The sequence below is a fragment of the Streptomyces sp. NPDC058741 genome, assembly GCF_042746715.1.
Lineage (GTDB): Bacteria > Actinomycetota > Actinomycetes > Streptomycetales > Streptomycetaceae > Streptomyces.
The window spans coordinates 36,931-57,233 of sequence record NZ_JBHYQH010000019.1; the positions used below are offsets into that span (position 1 = coordinate 36,931).

The 20,303-nt window shown below is 73.8% G+C and carries 19 protein-coding genes and 2 pseudogenes; 10 read left to right on the forward strand and 11 right to left on the reverse strand.

Going from position 1 to position 20,303, the window contains the following annotated elements:
- Window positions 1-115 precede the first annotated feature (115 nt).
- A complete protein-coding gene (locus ACFW6P_RS17460) occupies window positions 116-772 on the forward strand; it encodes a maleylpyruvate isomerase N-terminal domain-containing protein (protein ID WP_386353212.1) in 657 nt (218 codons plus the stop codon).
- Window positions 773-856: 84 nt separating this feature from the next.
- Window positions 857-1,650, forward strand: a pseudogene (locus ACFW6P_RS17465) (hypothetical protein); the annotation flags it as partial.
- A 36-nt stretch (window positions 1,651-1,686) separates the two neighbouring features.
- Here the strand turns inward: ACFW6P_RS17465 and ACFW6P_RS17470 are convergent.
- Together ACFW6P_RS17470 and ACFW6P_RS17475 are read right to left on the reverse strand one after the other, a co-directional pair.
- Window positions 1,687-2,853, reverse strand: coding sequence for a Rieske 2Fe-2S domain-containing protein (locus tag ACFW6P_RS17470; RefSeq protein ID WP_386353209.1), 1,167 nt, complete (start codon window positions 2,851-2,853; stop codon window positions 1,687-1,689).
- Between the two features lie 667 nt (window positions 2,854-3,520).
- Window positions 3,521-3,790, reverse strand: coding sequence for a hypothetical protein (locus ACFW6P_RS17475; protein ID WP_386353206.1), 270 nt, complete (start codon window positions 3,788-3,790; stop codon window positions 3,521-3,523).
- Window positions 3,791-4,008: 218 nt separating this feature from the next.
- On the opposite strand from ACFW6P_RS17475, the gene ACFW6P_RS17480 reads away from it, so the two are divergent.
- From ACFW6P_RS17480 to ACFW6P_RS17495, 4 genes are all read left to right on the forward strand, one after another.
- On the forward strand, window positions 4,009-4,836 hold the full coding sequence (locus ACFW6P_RS17480) for a DUF4397 domain-containing protein (protein ID WP_386353203.1): 828 nt from the start codon (window positions 4,009-4,011) through the stop codon (window positions 4,834-4,836).
- An 80-nt stretch (window positions 4,837-4,916) separates the two neighbouring features.
- Complete coding sequence (locus tag ACFW6P_RS17485) at window positions 4,917-5,603, forward strand: class F sortase (protein WP_386353200.1); 687 nt, start codon at window positions 4,917-4,919, stop codon at window positions 5,601-5,603.
- Between the two features lie 47 nt (window positions 5,604-5,650).
- A complete protein-coding gene (locus ACFW6P_RS17490; protein WP_386353197.1) occupies window positions 5,651-6,211 on the forward strand; it encodes a sigma-70 family RNA polymerase sigma factor in 561 nt (186 codons plus the stop codon).
- Window positions 6,195-6,962: an anti-sigma factor gene (locus ACFW6P_RS17495; RefSeq protein WP_386353194.1), complete on the forward strand. Its 768-nt coding sequence runs from the start codon at window positions 6,195-6,197 to the stop codon at window positions 6,960-6,962. The genes ACFW6P_RS17490 and ACFW6P_RS17495 overlap by 17 nt, the downstream gene beginning before the upstream one ends.
- Window positions 6,963-7,355: 393 nt before the next feature.
- On the opposite strand, the gene ACFW6P_RS17500 is transcribed toward ACFW6P_RS17495, so the two are convergent.
- A complete protein-coding gene (locus ACFW6P_RS17500; RefSeq protein WP_386353192.1) occupies window positions 7,356-7,952 on the reverse strand; it encodes a lipocalin family protein in 597 nt (198 codons plus the stop codon).
- Window positions 7,953-8,587: 635 nt separating this feature from the next.
- Between ACFW6P_RS17500 and ACFW6P_RS17505 the strand changes: the two genes are divergently transcribed.
- The gene (locus ACFW6P_RS17505) at window positions 8,588-9,034 is read left to right on the forward strand and encodes a DUF1254 domain-containing protein (protein ID WP_386353190.1); all 447 of its coding nucleotides are present in this window, start codon (window positions 8,588-8,590) and stop codon (window positions 9,032-9,034) included.
- 88 nt (window positions 9,035-9,122) lie between these two features.
- Here ACFW6P_RS17505 and ACFW6P_RS17510 read toward each other — a convergent pair whose 3' ends face one another.
- Complete coding sequence (locus ACFW6P_RS17510; protein WP_386353187.1) at window positions 9,123-10,088, reverse strand: pirin family protein; 966 nt, start codon at window positions 10,086-10,088, stop codon at window positions 9,123-9,125.
- Window positions 10,089-10,141: 53 nt separating this feature from the next.
- Here ACFW6P_RS17510 and ACFW6P_RS17515 point away from each other — a divergent pair.
- Window positions 10,142-10,531: pseudogene (locus ACFW6P_RS17515) on the forward strand (tetratricopeptide repeat protein); the annotation flags it as partial.
- A gap of 192 nt (window positions 10,532-10,723) precedes the next feature.
- On the opposite strand, the gene ACFW6P_RS17520 reads toward ACFW6P_RS17515, so the two are convergent.
- Window positions 10,724-12,154: a dihydrolipoyl dehydrogenase family protein gene (locus ACFW6P_RS17520; protein WP_386353184.1), complete on the reverse strand. Its 1,431-nt coding sequence runs from the start codon at window positions 12,152-12,154 to the stop codon at window positions 10,724-10,726.
- Window positions 12,155-12,273: 119 nt separating this feature from the next.
- Between ACFW6P_RS17520 and trxA the strand changes: the two genes are divergently transcribed.
- Window positions 12,274-12,657, forward strand: a complete 384-nt coding sequence (gene trxA / locus ACFW6P_RS17525; RefSeq protein ID WP_386353181.1) for a thioredoxin — start codon at window positions 12,274-12,276, stop codon at window positions 12,655-12,657.
- A gap of 181 nt (window positions 12,658-12,838) precedes the next feature.
- Here trxA and ACFW6P_RS17530 read toward each other — a convergent pair whose 3' ends face one another.
- Both ACFW6P_RS17530 and ACFW6P_RS17535 read right to left on the reverse strand, forming a co-directional pair.
- Window positions 12,839-13,876, reverse strand: a complete 1,038-nt coding sequence (locus ACFW6P_RS17530) for a LacI family DNA-binding transcriptional regulator (protein WP_386353178.1) — start codon at window positions 13,874-13,876, stop codon at window positions 12,839-12,841.
- A 93-nt stretch (window positions 13,877-13,969) separates the two neighbouring features.
- Entirely contained in the window at window positions 13,970-14,638 is a 669-nt protein-coding gene (locus ACFW6P_RS17535; protein ID WP_386353175.1) for a TetR/AcrR family transcriptional regulator, read from the reverse strand.
- Window positions 14,639-14,765: 127 nt separating this feature from the next.
- Here ACFW6P_RS17535 and ACFW6P_RS17540 point away from each other — a divergent pair, with 127 nt between their 5' ends.
- Window positions 14,766-15,326 (forward strand): NADPH-dependent FMN reductase, encoded by a 561-nt coding sequence (locus ACFW6P_RS17540; RefSeq protein WP_386353172.1) that lies wholly within the window; start codon window positions 14,766-14,768, stop codon window positions 15,324-15,326.
- Window positions 15,327-15,482: 156 nt separating this feature from the next.
- Here the strand turns inward: ACFW6P_RS17540 and ACFW6P_RS17545 are convergent, their stop codons facing one another.
- The 4 genes from ACFW6P_RS17545 to ACFW6P_RS17560 are packed head-to-tail and all read right to left on the reverse strand — an operon-like array spanning window position 15,483 to window position 20,254.
- Window positions 15,483-16,619, reverse strand: coding sequence for an XdhC family protein (locus ACFW6P_RS17545; RefSeq protein ID WP_386353170.1), 1,137 nt, complete (start codon window positions 16,617-16,619; stop codon window positions 15,483-15,485).
- Window positions 16,612-18,726, reverse strand: coding sequence for a xanthine dehydrogenase family protein molybdopterin-binding subunit (locus tag ACFW6P_RS17550; protein WP_386353168.1), 2,115 nt, complete (start codon window positions 18,724-18,726; stop codon window positions 16,612-16,614). Before ACFW6P_RS17550 ends, ACFW6P_RS17545 begins: the two co-directional genes overlap by 8 nt.
- Window positions 18,723-19,715 (reverse strand): FAD binding domain-containing protein, encoded by a 993-nt coding sequence (locus ACFW6P_RS17555; RefSeq protein WP_386353166.1) that lies wholly within the window; start codon window positions 19,713-19,715, stop codon window positions 18,723-18,725. The genes ACFW6P_RS17550 and ACFW6P_RS17555 overlap by 4 nt, the downstream gene beginning before the upstream one ends.
- The gene (locus tag ACFW6P_RS17560; protein ID WP_386353163.1) at window positions 19,712-20,254 is read right to left on the reverse strand and encodes a 2Fe-2S iron-sulfur cluster-binding protein; all 543 of its coding nucleotides are present in this window, start codon (window positions 20,252-20,254) and stop codon (window positions 19,712-19,714) included. The genes ACFW6P_RS17555 and ACFW6P_RS17560 overlap by 4 nt, the downstream gene beginning before the upstream one ends.
- Between the last annotated feature and the right edge of the window lie 49 nt (window positions 20,255-20,303).

Consider the following 20,303-nt stretch of genomic DNA (forward strand, 5'->3'; position numbering starts at 1 on the left):
CGTCGCCCCGCGCGGGCCCCGGCCGCGGTGCCGGGGCTCTCGGCCGCGGGGCCGGCCGGAGCGACGGGAGGGGGCCGGGTCGCCCCCTCCCGGGCGCCTCACTACGTTGCCGGGGGTGGATCTCTTCTCGATGTCATGGGCGGCACTGCGCCGGGCCGTCGCCGGCCTCTCCGACGGGGACTTCGCGAGGCCCTCCGGCTGCGCCGGCTGGCTGGTGCGGGACCTGGTGTGCCATCTGGTCATCGACGCCCAGGACGTACTGATCACCCTCGCGACCCCCGCCGACGGGGAACCGACCCGTGACGCCGTGACCTACTGGGAGGTCTCCCGCACACCACCGACCGGTGAGGACCCGCTCGACGCGCTCACGGTCCGGCTGGCCGCGGCGTACGAGGATCCGCGCCTGCTCACGTTCCACCTGGACGACGTCGGTTCCGCCGCGGGCCGCGCCGCTTCGCTCGCCGATCCGGCCGCCCGGGTCGCCACCCGCGGTGAGGTCCTCACGGTGGCGGACTACCTCTCGGCGTACGTCCTGGAGTGGACGCTGCACCACCTGGACCTGATCGCGTACCTCCCGGACGCCGAGCAGCCGCCGGCGGAAGGGCTCGCCCGGTCCCGGGCGATGCTGGAGCGGATCGCCGCCCGCGCGCTCCCGGCGTCGTTCCGCGACGCGGACGCGCTGCTGATCGGCACGGGCAGGCGGGCGCCGACGGAGGCGGAGCTCGCCGACCTGGGCGGGCCGACCGCGCACGGTGCGCTGTACCTCGGCTGATCCCGGGGGCCGGCCCGCGCGCCGCCCGCCGTCGTACGGTGCCTGGTGAGGTGGGAGCATGGCCGGTATGGACATCCGCCGCCGATGGACGAGCTGTTCGCCAAGGACGCCGCGTTCTTCCACGACAGCTTCGCCGGCTCCCTGACCAAGCGCGTCCTCAGCTTCGCGTCCCGGTTCGAGCCGTTCGTCGACACGCTGACGTTCCAGATCGTCGGCAGCCTGGTGCCCCTGACGCTCGGCGCGGTGGTGCTCTGGCGCTACGAACCGCTGCTCGTCGTCGGGCTGCTGGTGATGACCGCGCTGACGGCTGTGCTGGTCACGCCGTTGATCCGCAGGCGGCAGCGACCACTCGTCGACGCGCGGGAGGAGGCGATCGCGCGGGTCTCGGGCCATGTCGCCGACGCCCTCGTGAACGCGACGCGCCGATCCTGCTGCTCGACGAGGCGACCAGCGCTCTGGACTCCGAGAGCGAACTCCTCGTCCAGGAGGCGCTGTGGCGGCTGTTGGACAGGCGGACCGCGCTGGTGGCGGCGCACCGGCTGAGCACGGTCGCGACCATGGACCAGCTCGTCGTCCTCGACCGGGGCCGGATCGTGGAGCAGGGCATTCACCAGGAGTTGCTCGCGGCCGGCGGCGCCCAAGCGAAGCTGTGGCAGCACCAGTCGGGCGGTTTCCTCGACGACACCGTGGGGCGGGCCGGCGTGGCGCAGTGCGGACGGGCCGTGCCGTCTCCTCACCCGGGGGAGGCGGCCCGGCCCGTCGTCTTCTCGCGGCGAAGGGGCGGCGGGCCGTTCGTGGCGCGTGTGCCCGCGCTGCGCGTCGGTCGCGGGCGGGCGCGGCCCGACGCACGTCCCCGGTGGCGGCGCTCCCGGCCGTGACCGCCCGGAGCACCGGGCGCGCGGGCGGCGGCCGCTTCACCCGGCGGGCGGCTCCGCGGGGCCGTCGCACACCCGGGCGGTGCCGCACGCGGCGGTGCCGGGCGCGGGTCCGATGGGGACGCCGTTGCCGCGCAGCACCTCACGGACGTCGAGGATCAGGGAGAACACCTCGTGGTTGCGGTCCTCCCCCTGCTCGTCCCAGGCCCGCTGCTCGGCCTCGACGGCCGTCCGGTCCTCGGCGAAGACGCGCTCGGTGAAGCGCCTGATCAGGGGCCAGGCCAGATGCAGGGCGCCGGGGATGCGCGGTTTCTCGATCATGAGCAGCCCGTAGGTGTGGCAGCTGCGCTGCCCGTGGCCCTCGGGCACGTAGGCGGCCCACAGGCGGAAGGCGGGGCTCTCGGCGTTCTCCGGCACCAGGTCGAGGGTCTGGTACGGGTACTCGGTGCGGATCGTCATGACGTCGCTGGAGTCGCTGCCGCCGATGCCCTCGGACGCCAGCAGACTGGCGCCCCGGTTGCGCTTGCCCCCGGTGTGGGTGAACAGGTACCTGGCCTGCACCGACCGCGCGTCGGTGCGGTGGTCCAGCAGTTCCGGGCGCAGCTTGCCGACGACACCGCGGTGCAGGAACTGGTGGTTCATGTCGAGCAGGTTCTCGTGCATGAACGAGTAGTGGCAGCGCACGGTCCGGGAGAAGGTCATGGTCCGGTAGCGCGGCGAGCCGTGGGCCGGCAGGTACGGCAGCGGGGTGACGGCCGCCTTGCCGGGGTCGCCCGGGAACACGAACACCAGGCCGTACGCCTCGCGGACGGGGTAGCCGCGCACCCCGCGCGGCGGCCTGCCGTCGCCCTTGGCCAGGTAGGGGATCTGGGAGATGCGGCCGTCGCCGCGGTAGGCCCAGGCGTGGTAGCAGCAGCGGAGCGTGTCGCCCTCCACCACGCCCATGCTGAGCGGCACCTGGCGGTGGGCGCACCGGTCCTCCAGCGCGTGGACGGCGCCGCTGTCGCCGCGGTACAGGGCGATGCGCTGACCGGCGAAGGCGGTCGCGACGACCCGTCCGCGCCTCACACGCCGCGACAACGCCACCGGGTACCAGAAGTCGGGGTTCGCGCCGACGCGCCGCAGGTCCGTCACACCGTCGGCGGGCTCGCGCCGCCGCTCGGGCCGGCCACCCCGGGCCTCCGCTGAGACGTCGGTCTCGGTCATACCGCTCCCTCACACGTCCACGGGCGGGGACGGCCGCCCCTGCCACCGGGCACCACCGACCCGTCGGCGCGGCGTCCCGGCATCCCCATCCTGACCGCGCCGCGGCGCCCCGCCCTGCCCAGCGCGTACGGACGGGTGAGGACCCGGCTTCCCGGAGGCCGGCGGGCGGCGGGCGGCGGGGAGCAGCCGGTTTCCGGGTGCGGGCCGCCCGCCCGCACCCGGACCCGCGTCCACCGTGGAGTTGAGGGGACGCCACCACCTGCCCGGCGTGGACCGGATCCTGGACGCCGTGGGCACCCCTGTCCGCCCTCTACCTCCAGCCGACGCTGCACAACGTTTGTCTCCTGCGGGGTCCGGCTGCGCCCTCGGACACGCGTACGGCCGGGAGCGGGTGCTCCCGGCCGTACCGGGGAGGCGTGTCCGTCCTCGTCGCGCAGCCGGGCCGCCAGGGACGTGAGCGCCTCGGTCTCCTCGGTGCGGCCCAGGGCGGTCAGGCGGGTGATCGCCGGGTCGAGCCGGAGGAGGGCGGGGGCCGGGGCGTTCCAGGTAGAGGTCCTCCACGACCGCGGCGAGCCGGACACGAAGCACTCGACGAGGGTGCTGAACCGTCCCAGGTGGTCCTGCGCGAAGGGCGGGTCGCAGCCCAGCCCGTCCCAGCGGTGGCGGCTCAGCGCGAGGTCGGTGGTCCACAGGACCAAGTTCTTCTACCGGGTGCGCTCCCGTGCCGTGGCCCCCGGGCGATGTCCCGCGGATCGAAGCCGACGACGCCACGCCCCGTCGTGTTCTGGTCCTGCGACGTCAGCAGTGCGGCGAAGCGGTAGTCCCACTCCTCGTCCGCCGGCCCGGACGCGGCCGGCGTCAGGACGCCGACGAACACCTCGGTGGCGCCGTTGGACGGGTGCGGGCTCTGCTCTCCGGCCCGGAAGACGTTCCCCACGGGCCGACGGTACGGTGCGGTGCCGCCCGCCGGTGGCGCGATCGGGAATCCCCGAGCCGGTGGACCCGTACAGGCGCGCCCCTCCCCGGGCCCCGGCAGACGCACCACCGCTCCACGCCGCGAAAAAAATTGTGCGGTCGGATGAAACCATCCCCGTCCGGTCGGCGGAATGCGTTCCCACACAGAGCCGAGCAGTTCGATCGGAAGGGAAAACCGCCATGACCACTCGTGTTGCGGGCGCCACTGTGGCCGGGATCGTCGTCGCGTTGTCCGTCACCTCCGGGGCCCCCGCGTTCGCCGCGCCGGCCGCCGGCGATCAGGCCACGGTGTCGGTGTTCCACGCCGTGCCGGGCCTGACGGTGGACGTCTACGCCGGGGACAAGGAGCTGCTCCCCGACTTCGAGCCGGGCACGCTGACCGACCCGATGAAGCTGGACGCGGGCTCCTACGACATCAAGATCTTCAAGGACGGCGAGGGTCCGGACGGTTCGCCCGCCATCGAGAAGACGGTCGACGTTCCCGCGGGCGCGAACGCCACCCTGGTCGCCCATCTGACGGCCGACGGCAAACCGGCGCTGGACGCCTTCGTGAACGACGTGTCCAAGATCCCCGCCGGCAAGGCCCGGCTGACCGTGCGGCACGTCGCCGCCGCGCCGGCGGTCGACGTCCGCGCCGGTGAGAAGCCCGTGTTCGAGGACCTGACGAACCCGAAGGAGGCCAAGGGCGAGGTGGACGCCGGTACGGTCTCCGCCGACGTGGTGCTGGCCGGCACCGACGACGTGGCGATCGGCCCGGCCGACCTGGACCTGGCCGAGGGCACCAACACGGTGGTCTACGCCTGGGGCAGCGCGGACGACAAGAACCTGGAGCTCAAGACGCAGAGCATCACCGGTATGCACTCGGCGCCGAGCGGTGTGCCGGCGGGTGAGAGCGGCGCGGCCGCGGCGCACAACGAGGGCCTTGCGCTCGGTGCGCTGTCGCTGGGCGTGGTGTCGGCCCTGGGCGCTGCGGGTCTGCTGTTCCGGCTGCGCTCGTCGGCTCGCTAGGGACTTCGTCGAGTGGGGTGCCGTCGCCGTTCGTCCGGAGGCGGCACCCCACGCTTCTCTCGGGGAAGAGGTCTGACCGCATGAGCAAGCCTTCGTCACGGCGCCTCGTGATCACCGGTCTTTTCGTCGCGCTGCTGGGGCTGGTCCTGTCCGGCGTGCTGCTCGTCGAGGCCAGGTCCTCCGGTGCCGGGGACTTCGGCCCCGCGCCGGGCGGCGGCACTTCGGCGGACGCGCGGACGCAGGGGACGACGCCGCCGGCAGGACGGCCGGCCGGAGAGCCGGCGGGCGGCACCGTCGCGCCGGTTCCGGCGAAAGTGCCCGAGCCGTCCTCGCTGTCGCTGCCCCGGCTCGACGTCCGCGCGGCCGTCGAGCAGGTGGGTGTCGACCGTGACGGGCAGGTGGAGGTGCCGGAGGACCCGAAGCAGGTCGGCTGGTACCGCTTCTCCCCGGCACCGGGCTCGGGCGCGGGCTCGGCGGTGGTCGTGGGTCACGTGGACTCCGACGGCCGCGGCCTGGGCGTCCTCGTGGCCCTCAACGACGTCCGGCAGGGCGACCGGGTGCTGGTGGAGCGCAAGGACGGCAGCGAGGTGGCGTACCGCGTCACGTCGCGCCGCACCGTCGGCAAGCGGGACCTGGCGGCGTCGGGGGTGTTCCGCAGGGAGGGACCTGCCGTGCTGACGCTGATCACCTGCGCCGGCCCCTACCTGCCCGAGGACGGCGGATATCAGAACAATCTGGTCGTCACAGCCGTGGAGGCGCCGACGTGACGTCGATGTGGAGCGGTGCACAGGTTCTGGCCGCTAGCGTGGCCTCCGTGAACTCCGTTTCTGACGAGGACTTGGGGCACGGCTTCGCCGATGGCGACGAGTCGTGCCTCAATGAGGCGTACCGGCGCTGGGGCGGGCTGGTCTTCACCGTGGCGTCCCGGAAGCTGGGAGATCCCGAGGAGGCGAAGGACGTCACCCAGCAGGTCTTCGTAGGAGCGTGGCGGGGCCGCAAGAACTACGATCCCCAGCGCGGGTCGCTCAAGACGTGGCTCATGGGCATCACCCACAAGAAGGTGGCCGACCAGCTCACCCGGCGCTCACGCCACCTGAGAGACATCGAAGCGGTCATCACGGCGGCCGGTCCGGCCGTCCACCAGCAGGACGGCCCTGCGGATTCCGTGCTGGACTTCGTCCTGCTGGCGGACGAGCTGGAGAAGCTTCCCGAACAGCAGCGGACAGTACTGAGAATGGCGTTCTACGAGGACCTCACCCAGGCGCAGATCGCCCAGCGCACCGGCTTGCCGCTGGGCACCGTCAAGAGCAACACACGACGCGGGTTGATCCGCATGAAGAACCGGTTGGAGGTGGACGGTGGAGCACACGGATGAGGAGACACTGGCACTGATGGCGATCGGGGAGAGCCCGTCCCCTCCGGACGACGAGCACGTGCGTGGCTGCGCCCGCTGCTCGCGAGAACTCGAAGCCCTGAGCCGCGTGGTCTCGACGATGAAGACGCCCGCACCGCACGAGCACGAACTGCTCGCGCCACCGCCCGGCCTGTGGGACTCGATCGCGAGCGAACTGCACCTCGACCGGCAGGCCGGGCCGGAGCCCTTCGACGAGGACGTCCCGGAGGCCGACGCCTCGCAGTCGGACGACGACAGCGTTCCACCACCACCGCCGGCCGCCCGGCCGAGGGCACGGCGGCTGGGCCGCTTCGGTGTGGCGCTCGCCGCCTGCGCGGCGCTCCTCGGTGCCGCGGCGGGCAGCACCATCACCTGGTGGGTGACCCGGGACGACGCGGGCGTGTCGGTCGCCGAGGGCAGCCGTCTGAACTCGCTCCAGGCCAGTTCGGCCGGCTATGCACGGCTCAGCGAGAGCGACGGTCACCGCACCCTCAGGATCACGGTCGAGGGCCTCCCCCGGACCTCCGGCTACTTCGAGGTCTGGCTCATGGACCGCACCCACACCAAGCTCGTCTCGATGGGAGTGCTCGGTCCCGACGGCCGCGCCTCACTGCCCGTGCCGAGCAACATCGACCTGCGTGAGTACTCCGTGGTGGACGTGTCCGTCCAGCCCTACAACGGCAAGCCCGACCATTCGGGGGACAGCCTCGTCCGCGGCCCCTACGCGGGCTGACCGCCGGTCCGGCACACCCTCGGGGTCCGGGGCCGCGGCCGTGACTCCGGGATCGGGCTCCGGACCGGCGGGGCTCGCCGGGTGAGCCGCTCACCCGGCGGGGCTCGCCGAGTGGGCGGCTCGCCGAGCGCACCGGTCCCCGCCGGGGTGAGCGGCCCGGCGAGCGACCGCCGAGGATCGCCGGATGAGCAGCACGGCGAGCGACCGCCGGGGATCGCCGGATGAGCAGCACGACGAGCGCCCCGGGGATCGCCGGGGTGAGCGGCACGGCGGGAGGGCATCGGCGGAGGCCCGGGGGAGGCGGGACGCGGGGCGCACACACCCGCTGCCCTTCCGGAGCCGGTTCGGCGCACTCCGGAAGGGCAGCGGGAGCAGGGAGATCGGGGGGGCGGATCAGCAGAGCCGGCCGCTCTTCCTCGCTCCACCGTCCTGGCGCGTGATCCGGAAATCGCAGGCGTCGAGGCCCGCCGCCCGGATCGAGCGCCGGACCGCGTCCGACTGGGCACCGTCGAGCGCCGGGGTGCGGGACAGGACGAACCCGGACTTCCGGTCGCTGTCGGTGACGACGGCCCAGCGGTACGCGGGGTCGAGACCCGTCACGATGTAGTTGGCGTCATCGCTGTGGAGGTAGGATCCGGCGATCTTGAGGAAGGAGACGTTGAGGCGCGCGTTCGAGGCGTCGAGGGGCTTGGCTTCGCCGGTCACGGAGCTGGTGGTGTTCAGCCAGGTCGTGCAGGTGTTGCGGACGCCGACGGTGCCGACGGCGGTGGCGGAGTAGTCGGCCTTGACGTTCTTGGCGCACTGGATCTCGAAGAGCTGGGGGATGGCGGCCACCTGGAACCAGGTGCCCAGATAGCGGTTCACGTCGACCTGCTCGACCGCCGGAGGCTCATCCGCGGAGGAGACGGGCGCGGCCAGTGCGGGCGCGCCCGCGGCGACGCCGAGCGAGGCTGCTGCCGCCAGGGCGATGACGTACCTGGAGAGTGACACGGTTGTCCCTTCTCGTGCCGCCGACGGCGGCTTCGGATGTGAGGTGTCGCGGGTACACGGTGCTTCAAGGCATGCAAGGACGCTTTCCGCGGATCACCTCGGCTTGGATTCAGCAGAGACCTCATGAGCTGAAACTGATGACACATCAGTACCCCTTCCGTTCCTGTCCCGTGGAGTCAGGACATCCCAACGTCCGCCGCGGCGCGGCACGCAGGGACACCAACACGGACGCTGTCCCGGAAGGGGTGCGTGACCGGGTCCGGGAGGACGCCCGGCGGTCCGGGACCCTGGCCGCACCGGCCGCGCAGGAACCTCTCCGGAACGGCATCGGGGACGGCAGCGCCATGACGCGACGGACGGGCAGCGCCATACGGAGGGGACCGGTCGGCCAACGGTCCCAACCCATGCGGTGGTTGGCACTTCGAAGCCGTTCGGTGACGTAGGGCGACCAGCCCGATTCTCGCCGTGGCCGCCGGACGGCTCCCGATCAGGCGAAGCCGGGCGGCAGGCGGCGCCCGTTCCGACCGTGGCGGGAGACCAAGGGGCCGCTACGGAAGCGCCCGCGGGGCGGCTCTCGGAGACTGGTGTCATGGAGCCGCTGACCTGGTTGACGAGGTGAACCGATGTCGACGCACATGACCACGACCCCTGTCCCGCCCGGCATCACGTGCCCCGACGAGGTTCACACCCGGCTGGGCACCCTGAGGTTCTCCGACGGGTTCCCGGACGACGCGACGGTCCGGACCCTGTTCGACAACCTCGACTTCCAACGCGCCGTCCAGGCATGCCTGCTGGGGCTCGCCACGGTGGACATGGCGGTGATGCGCTGGGCACTGCTGCGCTGGGGCCCGGCGAACTGCACGATGGCGATCTGGGAAGACCTGGTGCACCCCCGCTTCATCGGGCTCGTGTACAACACGAGCACCTCCTACTGCTACGCCTGGGTCGATCTCCGCGACGGGCCACTGGTCGTCGAGGTTCCGCCCGGCGTGTACGGCGGCCTCGACGACCACTGGTGCCGACGGGTCGTCGACCTCGGCCTGACCGGGCCCGACCGCGGCGAGGGAGGCCGGCGCTGGTGACGGTACCCGTGACCGCGGTCGATGCCCTCTGCCGGCCGACGGTCCGGTAGCCGCTCAGGGTCGGGCGACGATCAGGCACGTCCGCGGGTCAACGGACCCTTCCCCGTGACTTCAGAGGAGTCGCCGGCAACTGCGGAGCCGGCAGCGGATCCCCGTCGTACCCCTTCACCTCACCGAAGCGCGTGCCCTCCGTCCAGTCCCGGTGTGCCTGTTCGATCTCCTGCTGGGACCGGCCGATCCAGTTCCAGAACATGATGAGCTCCTCCTCGAACGGCTCGCCCCCGAGGAGCATCAGGCCCGCGTCCGACTCGGCCCTGAGGGGCAGTTCGCGGCGACCGCAGCCGAGGTAGAGCATCGAGCCCGGCAGCACCGGGACGCCGTCGACGTGGGCCTCACCCGACATGGACAGGACGGCGTACTCGAAATCCGGCTCCAGGGGCAGGCGTACGTCCGCGCCGCGGGTCAGGGTCAGGTCGGCGCCGACGATCGGGGTGTACGCCGTGCCCGGCGAGGTCGCGCCGTCCAGGCCGCCCAGGATCAGCGTCGCCTCGACGCCGGACGCCGTGACGCGCGGCAGGTCGGCGTGGTGTTCGAAGTGGGGGTCGGTGTGGCGGTGGCTGTCGGGGAGGGCCACCCACAACTGCGCGCCGTGCAGGAAGCGGGCGTGCGGGCGCGGGCTCTCCTCCGAGTGGCTGATCGCCCGGCCGGAGGTCATCAGGCCCAGTTCGCGCGGGCGGATCGGCTGGAGGCTGCCGGTGGAGTCGCGGTGCAGCACCTCCCCCTCGTGCAGCCAGCTCACCGTCTGCAGACCCATGTGGGGATGCGGCGGCACCTGCATACCGGGCTCGTCGGCGATGTCGTCCGGGCCGTAGTGGTCGACGAAGCACCAGGCGCCGACCATGCGGCGGCCCAGGTTCGGCAGCAGCCGGCGGACCTCACTGGACTCGCCGAGCCGGACCCGGCGCGGACTGAGGAGTTCCCGCACCGGCTCCGCCACGACGAAGCCCCGGCCACCGCAGACCGCGGGAGTCGCCTCGCGCTCGAGATTGCTCATGGCCCACAACCTAGACCCGGGGGCGCCCCCGCGTCAGCGCGTGCAGTGGTGGAATGTTCAACCAAACGGGCTGGTTGACGGCCTCGAAGGAGGTCACCGTGAACACGACCCACGAGCCGGCGTACTACGGCCACGGAACGCCCGCGGAGCGCTGGGAGCGCGCGCAGCTGTTCTTCGACTCCAAGGACTACACCGCCGCCGCGCGTGTCCTGGTCGGGCTGGTCGAGGAGGTGCCCGAGCAGACCGGGCCGCGGCTGCTGCTGGCGCGTTCCTACTTCCACTCGGCCCAACTGCGCCGCGCGGAGACCGAGTTGCGGACGATCGTCGAGCGGGAGCCGGTGGAGCACTACGCCCGGCTGATGCTCGGCCGTACGCTGCAGCGGCAGAACCGGCACGACGAGGCGGAGTCGCACCTGCGCATCGCCTCGGCGTTCGCGGGCGACTTACCGGACCACCTCGACGGGGTCCTGTACCTGGACCGGGCCGAGCCGCGCTCGCTCTCGTCCCACCCGGCGGTGGCCGAGCGCTGAGGGCAGCCGACGCCGCACGAGGCGGCGCGGGCGCTGGGCTTCGGCCTGCCGTGGGGCGCGTCACGGTACGGGACCGGAGGCCGGTGCCGGCCGCCCCCGGCCGGCTCAGCTGTCGCGGTAGGCCTCCAGCAGCCGCAGCCACACCTCGCTGATCGTCGGGTACGAGGGGACCGCGTGCCACAGGCGGCTCACCGGGACCTGTCCGGCGACGGCGATCGTCGCGGAGTGGACGAGTTCGCCGACGCCCGGGCCCACCAGGGTCACGCCGCGCAGGATCTCGTCCTCCACGTCGACGACCATCCGGGCGCGGCCCTTGTAGCCGTCGGCGTACAGGCCCGCCCCGGCCACGGTGGACAGGTCGACGTCGACGGCCCGCACCCGGTGGCCGGCCTGTTCCGCCTCGGCGAGGGAGAGGCCGACGGCCGCGGCCTCGGGGTCGGTGAAGACGACCTGGGGGACGGCGGCCCGGTCGGCGGTCGCGGCGTGGGCGCCCCAGGGACGCTCCAGGAGGGTCTCGCCGGTGGCCCGGGCGGCGATGGCGGCGCCGGCGATACGGGCCTGGTACTTGCCCTGGTGGGTGAGCAGGGCGCGGTGGTTGACGTCGCCGACGGCGTAGAGCCAGTCGTGGCCCTCGACGCGGAGGCTGTCGTCGACGGGGAGCCAGGAGCCGGGTTCGAGGCCGACCGTCTCCAGGCCGATGTCGTCGGTGCGCGGGGCACGGCCGGTGGCGAAGAGGATCTCGTCGGCCTCGATGCGGTCGCCCGCGCCCGTGACGGCCACGACCGTGCCGTTCTCCCGGGTGACCGACGTCACCGACGTCCCCGTGCGGACGTCGGCGCCCGCCTCGGTGAGCGCCTCGGCGACGAGTTCGCCCGCGAAGGGCTCCATGCGGGCGAGCAGGCCCTTGCCGCGGACCAGGAGGGTGACCTCCGAGCCGAGGGCCTGCCAGACCGCGGCCATCTCGGTGGCGACCACGCCGCCGCCCACCACGATCAGACGGCCGGGCACGGACTTCGCGCTGGTGGCCTCCCTGCTGGTCCACGGCTCGACGTCCTCCAGCCCGGGCAGAGGGGGCAGGGCCGCGCGGCTGCCGGTGCAGACGGCGACGGCGTGCCGGGCGGTCAGGACGCGCTCGGTGCCGTCGGGGCCGGTGACCGTCACCGTGCGGGGGGCGGTGAGCCGCCCGTGGCCGCGGTGGAGGTCGGCACCGACGGAGTCGAGCCAGCCGACCTGGCCGTCGTCCTTCCAGTGGGAGGTGTGCTGGTCGCGGTGGGCGAGGACCGCGGAGGAGTCCAGGGGGCCTTGCACCGCCTGGCTCAGGCCCGGCACGCGGCGGGCGTCCGCCCGGGCGATGACCGGCCGCAGCAGCGCCTTGCTGGGCATGCACGCCCAGTACGAGCATTCGCCGCCGACCAGTTCGCTCTCCACGACCGCGGTGGTCAGTCCCGCCGCGCGGGTGCGGTCGGCGACGTTCTCCCCCACGGGCCCGGCCCCGAGCACCACGACGTCGTACGCGTTGGTTTCCGTTTCCGTCATGGGGTCAGTCTGGTGGGTGGTGTGCGCCCTGGCCACACGGGCAGGGGCGCGGAATACGTGCCAGGTCGGACGTGTTGTGCCGACGGGTTGACCCCGATCCGGGAAGAGGGATGTACGCCATGAGCAGCACCGTGGAGCTCACCAAGGAGAACTTCGACCAGACGGTCACGGACAACGAGTTCGTCCTGATCGACTTCTGGGCGTCCTGGTGCGGGCCGTGCAGGCAGTTCGCCCCGGTCTACGAGAAGGCGGCGGAGGAGAACCCCGACCTGGTGTTCGGCAAGGTGGACACCGAGGCGCAGCCGGAACTGGCCGAGGCCTTCGGCATCCAGTCGATCCCCACGCTGATGATCGTCCGCGACCAGGTCGCGGTGTTCGCCCAGCCGGGCGCCCTGCCGGAGGCCGCCCTGACGGACGTCATCGGGCAGGCCCGGAACCTGGACATGGACGAGGTCCGCAAGGCGATCGCCGAGCAGGAGGGCGAGCAGCCGCAGGGCGAGTGACGGCCGGAAGGGGTGCGGGGCCGGGCCACGCCTGCGCGTCAGGTGGTCCGGCACGGTTCGCCGGGTGGCGGTCGCCGACGGGGGCGAGGGCCGTCGGCCGGCGCAGCGTGGTGCCGGAGGCCGCCCGCGCGCGGCCGGCCACCGCCCGGGCCGCGTGGTACCGCGCCGCTCCCCGCTCGGCTCAGCTCGACTCGCGGTGCAGTACGGTCGCGCCGAGCGCCGTGTGCGTCTCGGGCCCGGTGCCGGGTCGGCGCACCGCTCGGTCGACCAGTTCGGCCAGTTCACGCCCGGAGGGCAGCCGCAGTCTGACCGTGCTCAGCCGGGGCCGCAGCAGCCGGCCCAGCATCAGGTCGTCCGCGCCGATCACCGCCGTCTCCTCGGGAATGCGGACGCCCTCGTCCTGAAGGGCGCGCATGAGCAGCATCGCGTACTCGTCGTTGTAGGCGAACACGGCGTCCAGTCCGAGGGAGCGCCAGCGGGCGGCGAGGTGCGCGGCGGCCTGTTCGTCGTAGGCGAGGGGCAGTTCGGTCACCGTGGCGTCCGTGCCGTGCACGGACTGGCGCACGCCGTCGAGCCGGGGCGCGGAGAACGCCTCCAGGCCGGGCTCCTGGGGGACGACGACGCCGATGCGGCGGCGGCCGCGGTCGTAGAGGTGGGCGCCCGCGCTGTGGCCGACCACGTCGTGGTCCATGAGCAGGGCGTGCGCGCCCTCGATGGCCTCCGGGCCGAGGGTCACCACGGCCCGCGCCCCGGAGCGCTTGAGCACCGCCACGCCGCGCGGCCCGAGTCCGGAGCCGGGAACGAGGACGGCGACGGGCCGCAACTCGGCCCAGGCGCGGGCGGCTTCGTCGCCGTGCGGGCCTCCGGTGCCGTGCTGCACGACCGTGTAGTCCAGAGCGGTGAGCGCGCTCTGCAGGTCGCCGAGGAAGGAGCTGTAGAGGGGGCCGACGGAGAAGGCCGGGGCGGGCATCAGGACCATGCGGCTGTGCCCGGCGCGCAGGCTGCGGGCCGCCGCGTGCGGGACATACCCGAGTTCCCGCGCTGCGTCGTGGACCCGGCGGCGGGTGGGTTCGCTGATCCGTACGGCGCCGGTGTTGTTGAGGACGTAGGAGACGGTCGCGCGCGAGACGCCGGCCAGGCGGGCCACATCGGCGCTCGTGGGCGCGGAGCGCGACGGTGCGGGGGACGGGGGCGCGGGCGTTTTCGATATCTGCACCATGACGTACGGCATCTTGGCAGAAGCCCCAATGCACCCTTTCGGCGGGGGAGTTGCGAGCATGCCGTGAGCGCTCACGGCGGCCGGTCGGCGCCGTCAGCGGGCGGAGGCGGCCCCCGTCACCCGGTCGACGAGGTCGATCCACGCGGCCTCGAGCCGGGACACGGGCATGCCGCACTGCCGGGTCAGGTGGTGGACGAGGGCCGGGTCGAGCTGGCCCATCAGCGTGTGCGAGAGGAGCTCGCAGTCCGCCTCGGGCACCGCCTGCCGCAGCAGCAGCTCCATGTGGCGCCGCAGGACCCGGCGGGGCGGGGTCACGAAGCGGCGGCCGGCGCCCGGCTCGGCGGCCAGCTGGAGTTCCAGCTCGTCGGTCGAGCGGCGCAGCGTCGCGCAGCCGAACGCCCGCAGCCGCTCCACGGGCGGCGCTCCCGGCCCCAGCGGCGGCGGCCCGCTCATGAAGGCGGCCTGGAACTTCTTCTCGGAGTGGTCGAGCAGGGCCGTGAGCAGGCCGGTCCGGTCGCCGAACCGGCGGAACACCGTGCCCTTGCCGACACAGGCCTCTGCGGCCACCGCCTCCATGGTGACGGCCTCCGCGCCGCGCTCCGCGACCAGCCGGGCGGCGGCCTCCAGCAGACGGGCCCGGTTGCGCGCGGCGTCGGCGCGCAGGCACGGCTCGCCGGGCCCCGGGGCGGTGCCGAGCTGGACCAGCTCGGGGTGGCCGACGGGCTCCTGGGGCGTCGGGAGGGGCGGTGGGACAGCGGACATGAAACCAGCGTAAAGCATCGGGAACAAAACTGGACCGCGGTCCGTTTAAGGTGCTAGAACATCAAACGGACCCCGGTCCGGATCGTGACGCCGGTTACAGATCAGTTCTCTATACGTGGGAGTTAGCATGTCCGTTCGCATCCTCGGCCTCATCGGCAGCCTGCGCGCCGGTTCGCACAACCGCCAGCTCGCCGAGGCCGCCGTGAAGCTCGCCCCGGAGGGTTCCGAGGTCGACCTGTTCGAAGGTCTGGCCGAGATCCCCTTCTACAACGAGGACGTCGACGTCGAGGGCACCGTCCCGGCCGCCGCCCAGCGGCTGCGCGACGCCGCGAACGCCGCGGACGGCCTGATCCTCTTCACGCCCGAGTACAACGGCACCATGCCCGCCGTGCTGAAGAACGCCATCGACTGGCTGTCCCGCCCGTACGGCGTCGGCGCCCTCAGCGGCAAGCCGGTCGTCGTGGTCGGCACCGCGTTCGGCCAGTACGGCGGTGTCTGGGCGCACGACGCGACCCGCAAGTCGGTGGGCGTCGCCGGCGGCAAGGTGCTGGAGGACGTCAAGCTGTCCATCCCCGGTTCGGTGACCCGCTTCGCCGAGACGCACCCGGCCGACGACGCCGAGGTCGCGCAGCAGCTGACCGAGGTCATCGCCCGTCTGCACGGCCACGCCACGGAGGCGGCGGCCTGACCGGCGCGTCGATCCGGCAGGGAGGCCTGAAGGGGCCGCAGCCCGACACGGCTGCGGCCCCTCCGGCGTGTCACGGCCCGGCGCACCCCCGCGGCCTCGGACCGCTCACGGCAGCGGCCTTCCGCGGTCGGCCCCCGGGCCACGCCGGCCCCCTCCTCACACAGTCAGCGGCAGCGGCAACGCCGGCTGCCCCGTCGCGTGGATCGGCCTGCCGGAGCCGGTGAGCGGCGTCCCGGTTCCGCCGTGCCGTGCGGCGACGATCTCCGCCGCTATCGACACCGCCGTCTCCTCCGGCGTCCGGGCGCCCAGGTCCAGGCCGATCGGGGACCTCAGCCGGGCCAGCTCGTGCTCGCCCACGCCCTCCTCCCGCAGCCGCCGCTCGCGGTCCCGGTGGGTACGGCGGGAGCCCATGGCCCCGACGTAGGCGACCGGCAGCCGCAGCGCCTCCTTCAGCACGGGCACGTCGAACTTGGCGTCATGGGTGAGCACGCACAGCACCGTCCGCCCGTCGGTCTCCGTGCCACGCAGGTAGCGGTCGGGCCAGTCCACGACGACCTCGTCGGCCTCCGGGAAGCGGGCCCGGGTCGCGAAGACCGGGCGCGCGTCGCACACGGTGACGTGGTAGCCGAGGAACGCGCCCATCCGGACGAGCGCCGAGGCGAAGTCGATCGCCCCGAAGACGATCATGCGGGGCGGCGGCACGGCCGACTCCACGAGCAGGGTGAGCCCGTCCGGGCCGTGCGAGCCGTCCGCGCAGATCTCGACCGTGCCGGTGCGGCCCCCGTCCAGCAGCGCGCGGGCCTCGGCGGCCGCGGTGCGGTCCAGGCCGGGATCGCCGCCCAGACGGCCTTCGTGCGATCCGTCGGGGCGGACGAGCAGCGCCCGGCCGAGGAGGGGGGCCGGGCCCCGCACCACCCTGGCCAGGGCGACCGGCTCACCGCGGGCGGCGGCCGACATCGCGGCCCTCTCGACGGCACGCCCCGCCGTGACCGGGGTGACCATGACGTCGACCGTCCCGCCGCAGGTCAGCCCCACGGCGAAGGCGTCCTCGTCGCTGTGGCCGAACCGCTCGACGACCGTCCCGCCGTTCTGAAGGGCCTGGACGCACAGGTCGTACACCGCTCCCTCCACACAGCCGCCGGAGACCGATCCGACGGCCGTGCCGTCAACGGCGACGGCGAGCGCTGCGCCCGGGGGGCGCGGGGCGCTGCCGCCGACGGCGACGACCGTGGCCACGGCGAAGTCCCGGCCCTCCTCGACCCAGGCGTGCACCCGCCCGGCCAGGTCAAGCATCGCCGCTCGCCGCCAGCACCCGGTCGGGACGGATCGGCAGGTGGCGGTGGCGTACGCCGGTCGCGTGCCACACCGCGTTCGCGACCGCCGCCGCGGCGCCCACGATGCCGACCTCGCCGATGCCCTTGATGCCGACGGGGTCGTCCGGATCGGGGTCGTCGACCCAGTCGGCCCGGACGTCCCCGATGTCGGCGTGCGCGGCCACGTGGTAGCCCGCGAGGTCGGCGCCGTAGAGGCCGCCGCTCGCCCGGTCCCGGACTGCTTCCTCGTGCAGGGCCATGGACAGGCCCCAGATCATGCCGCCGACGAGCTGGTTGCGGGCGGTGAGCGGGTTGACGATCCGGCCGGCCGCGAACATGCCCAGCATGCGGCGCACCCGGACCTCGCCGGTGGCGGGGTCCACGGCGACCTCCGCGAACTGGGCCCCGAAGGCGTGCCGTTCCTTCCGGGCGAGGGCGGCGACGGCCTCCGCGGTGTTCGACCGGGCGGTGATCCCCTCCGGCGGGACGTCGGCGCCGGGCGGCAGTATCCGGCGCAGTTCGCCGGCGGCCGCTGTGACGGCCCACGACCAGGAGCGGGTGCCCATCGAGCCGCCGGCGATGATCGCCGGGCCGAGGTCGCTGTCGCCGATCCGCACCCGGACGCGGTCCGCCGGCGCCTCCAGCGCGTCGGCGGCGACCAGGGTGAGCGCGGTCCGCGCGCCCGTGCCGATGTCGGCGGCGTTGATCCGCACGGTGAACGTGCCGTCCGCCTCCGCGGTGACGGCCGCCGTGGACGGCATGGCCGTCGTGGGGAAGGAGGCGGCCGCGGTGCCCGTGCCCAGCAGCCAGCGGCCGTCGCGGCGCACGCCGGGGCGCGGGTCCCGCGCGTCCCAGCCGAACCTGCGGGCGCCCTCCCGGAAGCAGGCGACCAGGTTGCGGCTGCCGAACGGCAGTCCGGAGACCGGGCCCACCTCGGGCTCGTTGCGCACGCGCAGCTCGATCGGGTCGATCCCGAGGCGCTCGGCGAGTTCGTCGAGCGCCGACTCCAGCGCGAAGGAGCCCGGGGCCTCCCCCGGGGCACGCATCCACGTCGGGGTCGGCACGTCGAGCCGTACGATCCGGCTGCCGGTGTGGTGGGCGTCGGCGGCGTACATCGACCGGCCGGCCGCGGCGCTCGGCTCGACGAAGTCGTGCACGGTCGAGGTGGGGTTGAGCGAGCGGTGCTCCAGCGCGCGCAGCCGCCCGTCGGGGTCCGCGCCGAGCCTGACCCGCTGGGCCGTGGGGCTGCGATGGCCGGCGAGGGAGAACATCTGCCGGCGCGTCATGACGACCCGGACCGGGCGTCGCAGGACGGTCGCGGCCATCACGGCGGCCACCTGGTGGGCGCGCAGGCCCTTGCTGCCGAAGCCGCCGCCGACGTGCTCGGAGCGGACCCGTACGGCGGCCGGGTCGAGGGAGAACAGGCCGGCGAGCTCGCCGGCGACCCAGTTGGTGCCCTGGTTGGAGTCGACGACCTCCAGCCGGCCGCCTTCCCAGCGGGCGGTGGCCGCGTGCGGTTCCATCGGGTTGTGGTGTTCCTCGGGGGTGGTGTACTCGGCGTCCACCACGACCGCCGACGCCGCCAGTGCGGTCTCCAGGTCACCCTTCTCCACCTCGGCCGGCACGTGCGAGTGGAGCGCGTGCGCTTCGGACGCGCGAGCGGCGGAGAAGTCGACGTCGTGCGGCTCCTGCTCGTAGTGGACGACGAGTGACTCGGCGGCCTCGCGGGCCTGTTCGGAGGTCTCGGCGACGACCAGCGCCACCGGCCAGCCCCGGTGGGCCACCCGGTCGCCCTGGAAGAGCGCGGCGGAGCGGTCCGGCGAGCCGCCGAGCAGACCGGTGTAGCCGGTGTCGAGGCGCGGGGCGTTGCGGTGGTGGAGCACGGTGAGGACGCCGGGCAGGGCGAGGACGGGAGCGGTGTCCAGCGCGCGGACGCGGCCGCGGGCGACGGTGGACAGCACCAGCCAGCCGTGGGCGAGTTCGGCGAAGGGGATCTCGCCGGCGTAGCGGGCCGCTCCGGTGACCTTGTCGCGGCCTTCCACGCGGGTGTGGGCGGTGCCGACGAGGCCCCGGGTGGCGGTGGTCATCGGGCGGCCTCCTCGGCGAGTTCGCTGAGGACGGCCACGACGAGGTTGCGCATCAGGGTCACCTTGTATCCGTTGTGGGGCAGGGGCCGGGCCGCGGCCAGCTCGGCGTCCGCGGCGGCCGCGAAGTGCCCGGCGTCGGCGGGCGCTCCGGTGAGGACGCGTTCGGCCTCCCGGGCGCGCCAGGGGCGGGAGGCGACGGCGCCGAAGGCGAGGCGCACCTCGTGCACCCGGCCGTCGCGTACGTCCAGTGCGGCGGCGAGGGAGCCGATGGCGAAGGCGTAGGAGGCCCGTTCGCGCACCTTGCGGTAGCGGGAGCGCGCCGCCACCGGGGCGGGCGGCAGGGTGACGCCGGTGACGAGCGCGCCCGGCGGCAGGGCGGTCTCCCGGTGCGGGGTGTCCCCCACCGGCAGGTAGAAGTCGGCCAGCGGCACCTCGCCCGGCCCGTCGGCCGTCTCGTACGACACGACGGCGTCGAAGGCGGCCAGCGCCACGCCCATGTCGGAGGGGTGGGTGGCCACGCAGTGGCCGGAGGCGCCGAGGACGGCGTGGTTGCGGTGCTCGCCGGTGAGGGCGGGGCAGCCGCTGCCGGGGTCGCGCTTGTTGCAGGCGGAGCTGACGTCGGTGAAGTAGCCGCAGCGCGTGCGCTGGAGCAGGTTGCCGCCGACGGTGGCCATGTTGCGCAGCTGCCCCGAGGCACCGGCCAGGACCGCCTGGGCCAGAGCCGGGTAGCGGCGCCGGACCTCCGGGTGCGCGGCGAGGTCGCTGTTGGTGACGGTCGCCCCGATGCGCAGTGTGCCGTCCTCGGTCGATTCGATGCGGTCCAGGGGCAGTTCGCGTACGTCGACCAGGAGGGCGGGGCGCTCGACGCCGGTCTTCATCAGGTCGACGAGGTTGGTGCCGCCGCCGAGGAAGCGGGCCTCCGGGTCGCCGTCGAGCAGGGCGACGGCGCCGGAGACGTCGTGGGCCCGTCGGTAGCCGAACTCCCTCATGCCGCCGCTCCCTTGGCCTCGGCGGCGCGGGCGACCGCCTGGACGATCGACACGTACGCGCCGCAGCGGCACAGGTTTCCGCTCATCCGTTCCCTGATCTCCTCGGGGGTCAGCCGCTCCGGCGCCGCCTCGGGGTGCACGTCGCCGGTGGCCGCGCTCGGCCAGCCGGCGGCGTGCTCCTCGATGACGGCGATGGCCGAACAGATCTGTCCCGGCGTGCAGTAGCCGCACTGGAGGCCGTCCAGATCGAGGAAGGCCTGCTGCACCGGGTGCAGTCGGTCGCCGTCGGCGACGCCTTCGATGGTGGTGACCTCGCGCCCTTCGGCCGCGACGGCCAGCTGCAGACAGGCCACGCTGCGGCGGCCGTCGACCAGGACGGTGCAGGCGCCGCACTGTCCCTGGTCACATCCCTTCTTGGTGCCGGTCAGATCCAGCCGCTCGCGCAGCGCGTCGAGCAGGGTGGTGCGGTGGTCGACGGTCAGCGCGTACTTCTCGCCGTTGACGGAAAGGGTGAGGTCGCTGGACGTCGATGGGGGCATGGAAGCCTTCTTTCTCACATCGCGAGGTCGGGCGGGGGCAGGCCGTGCG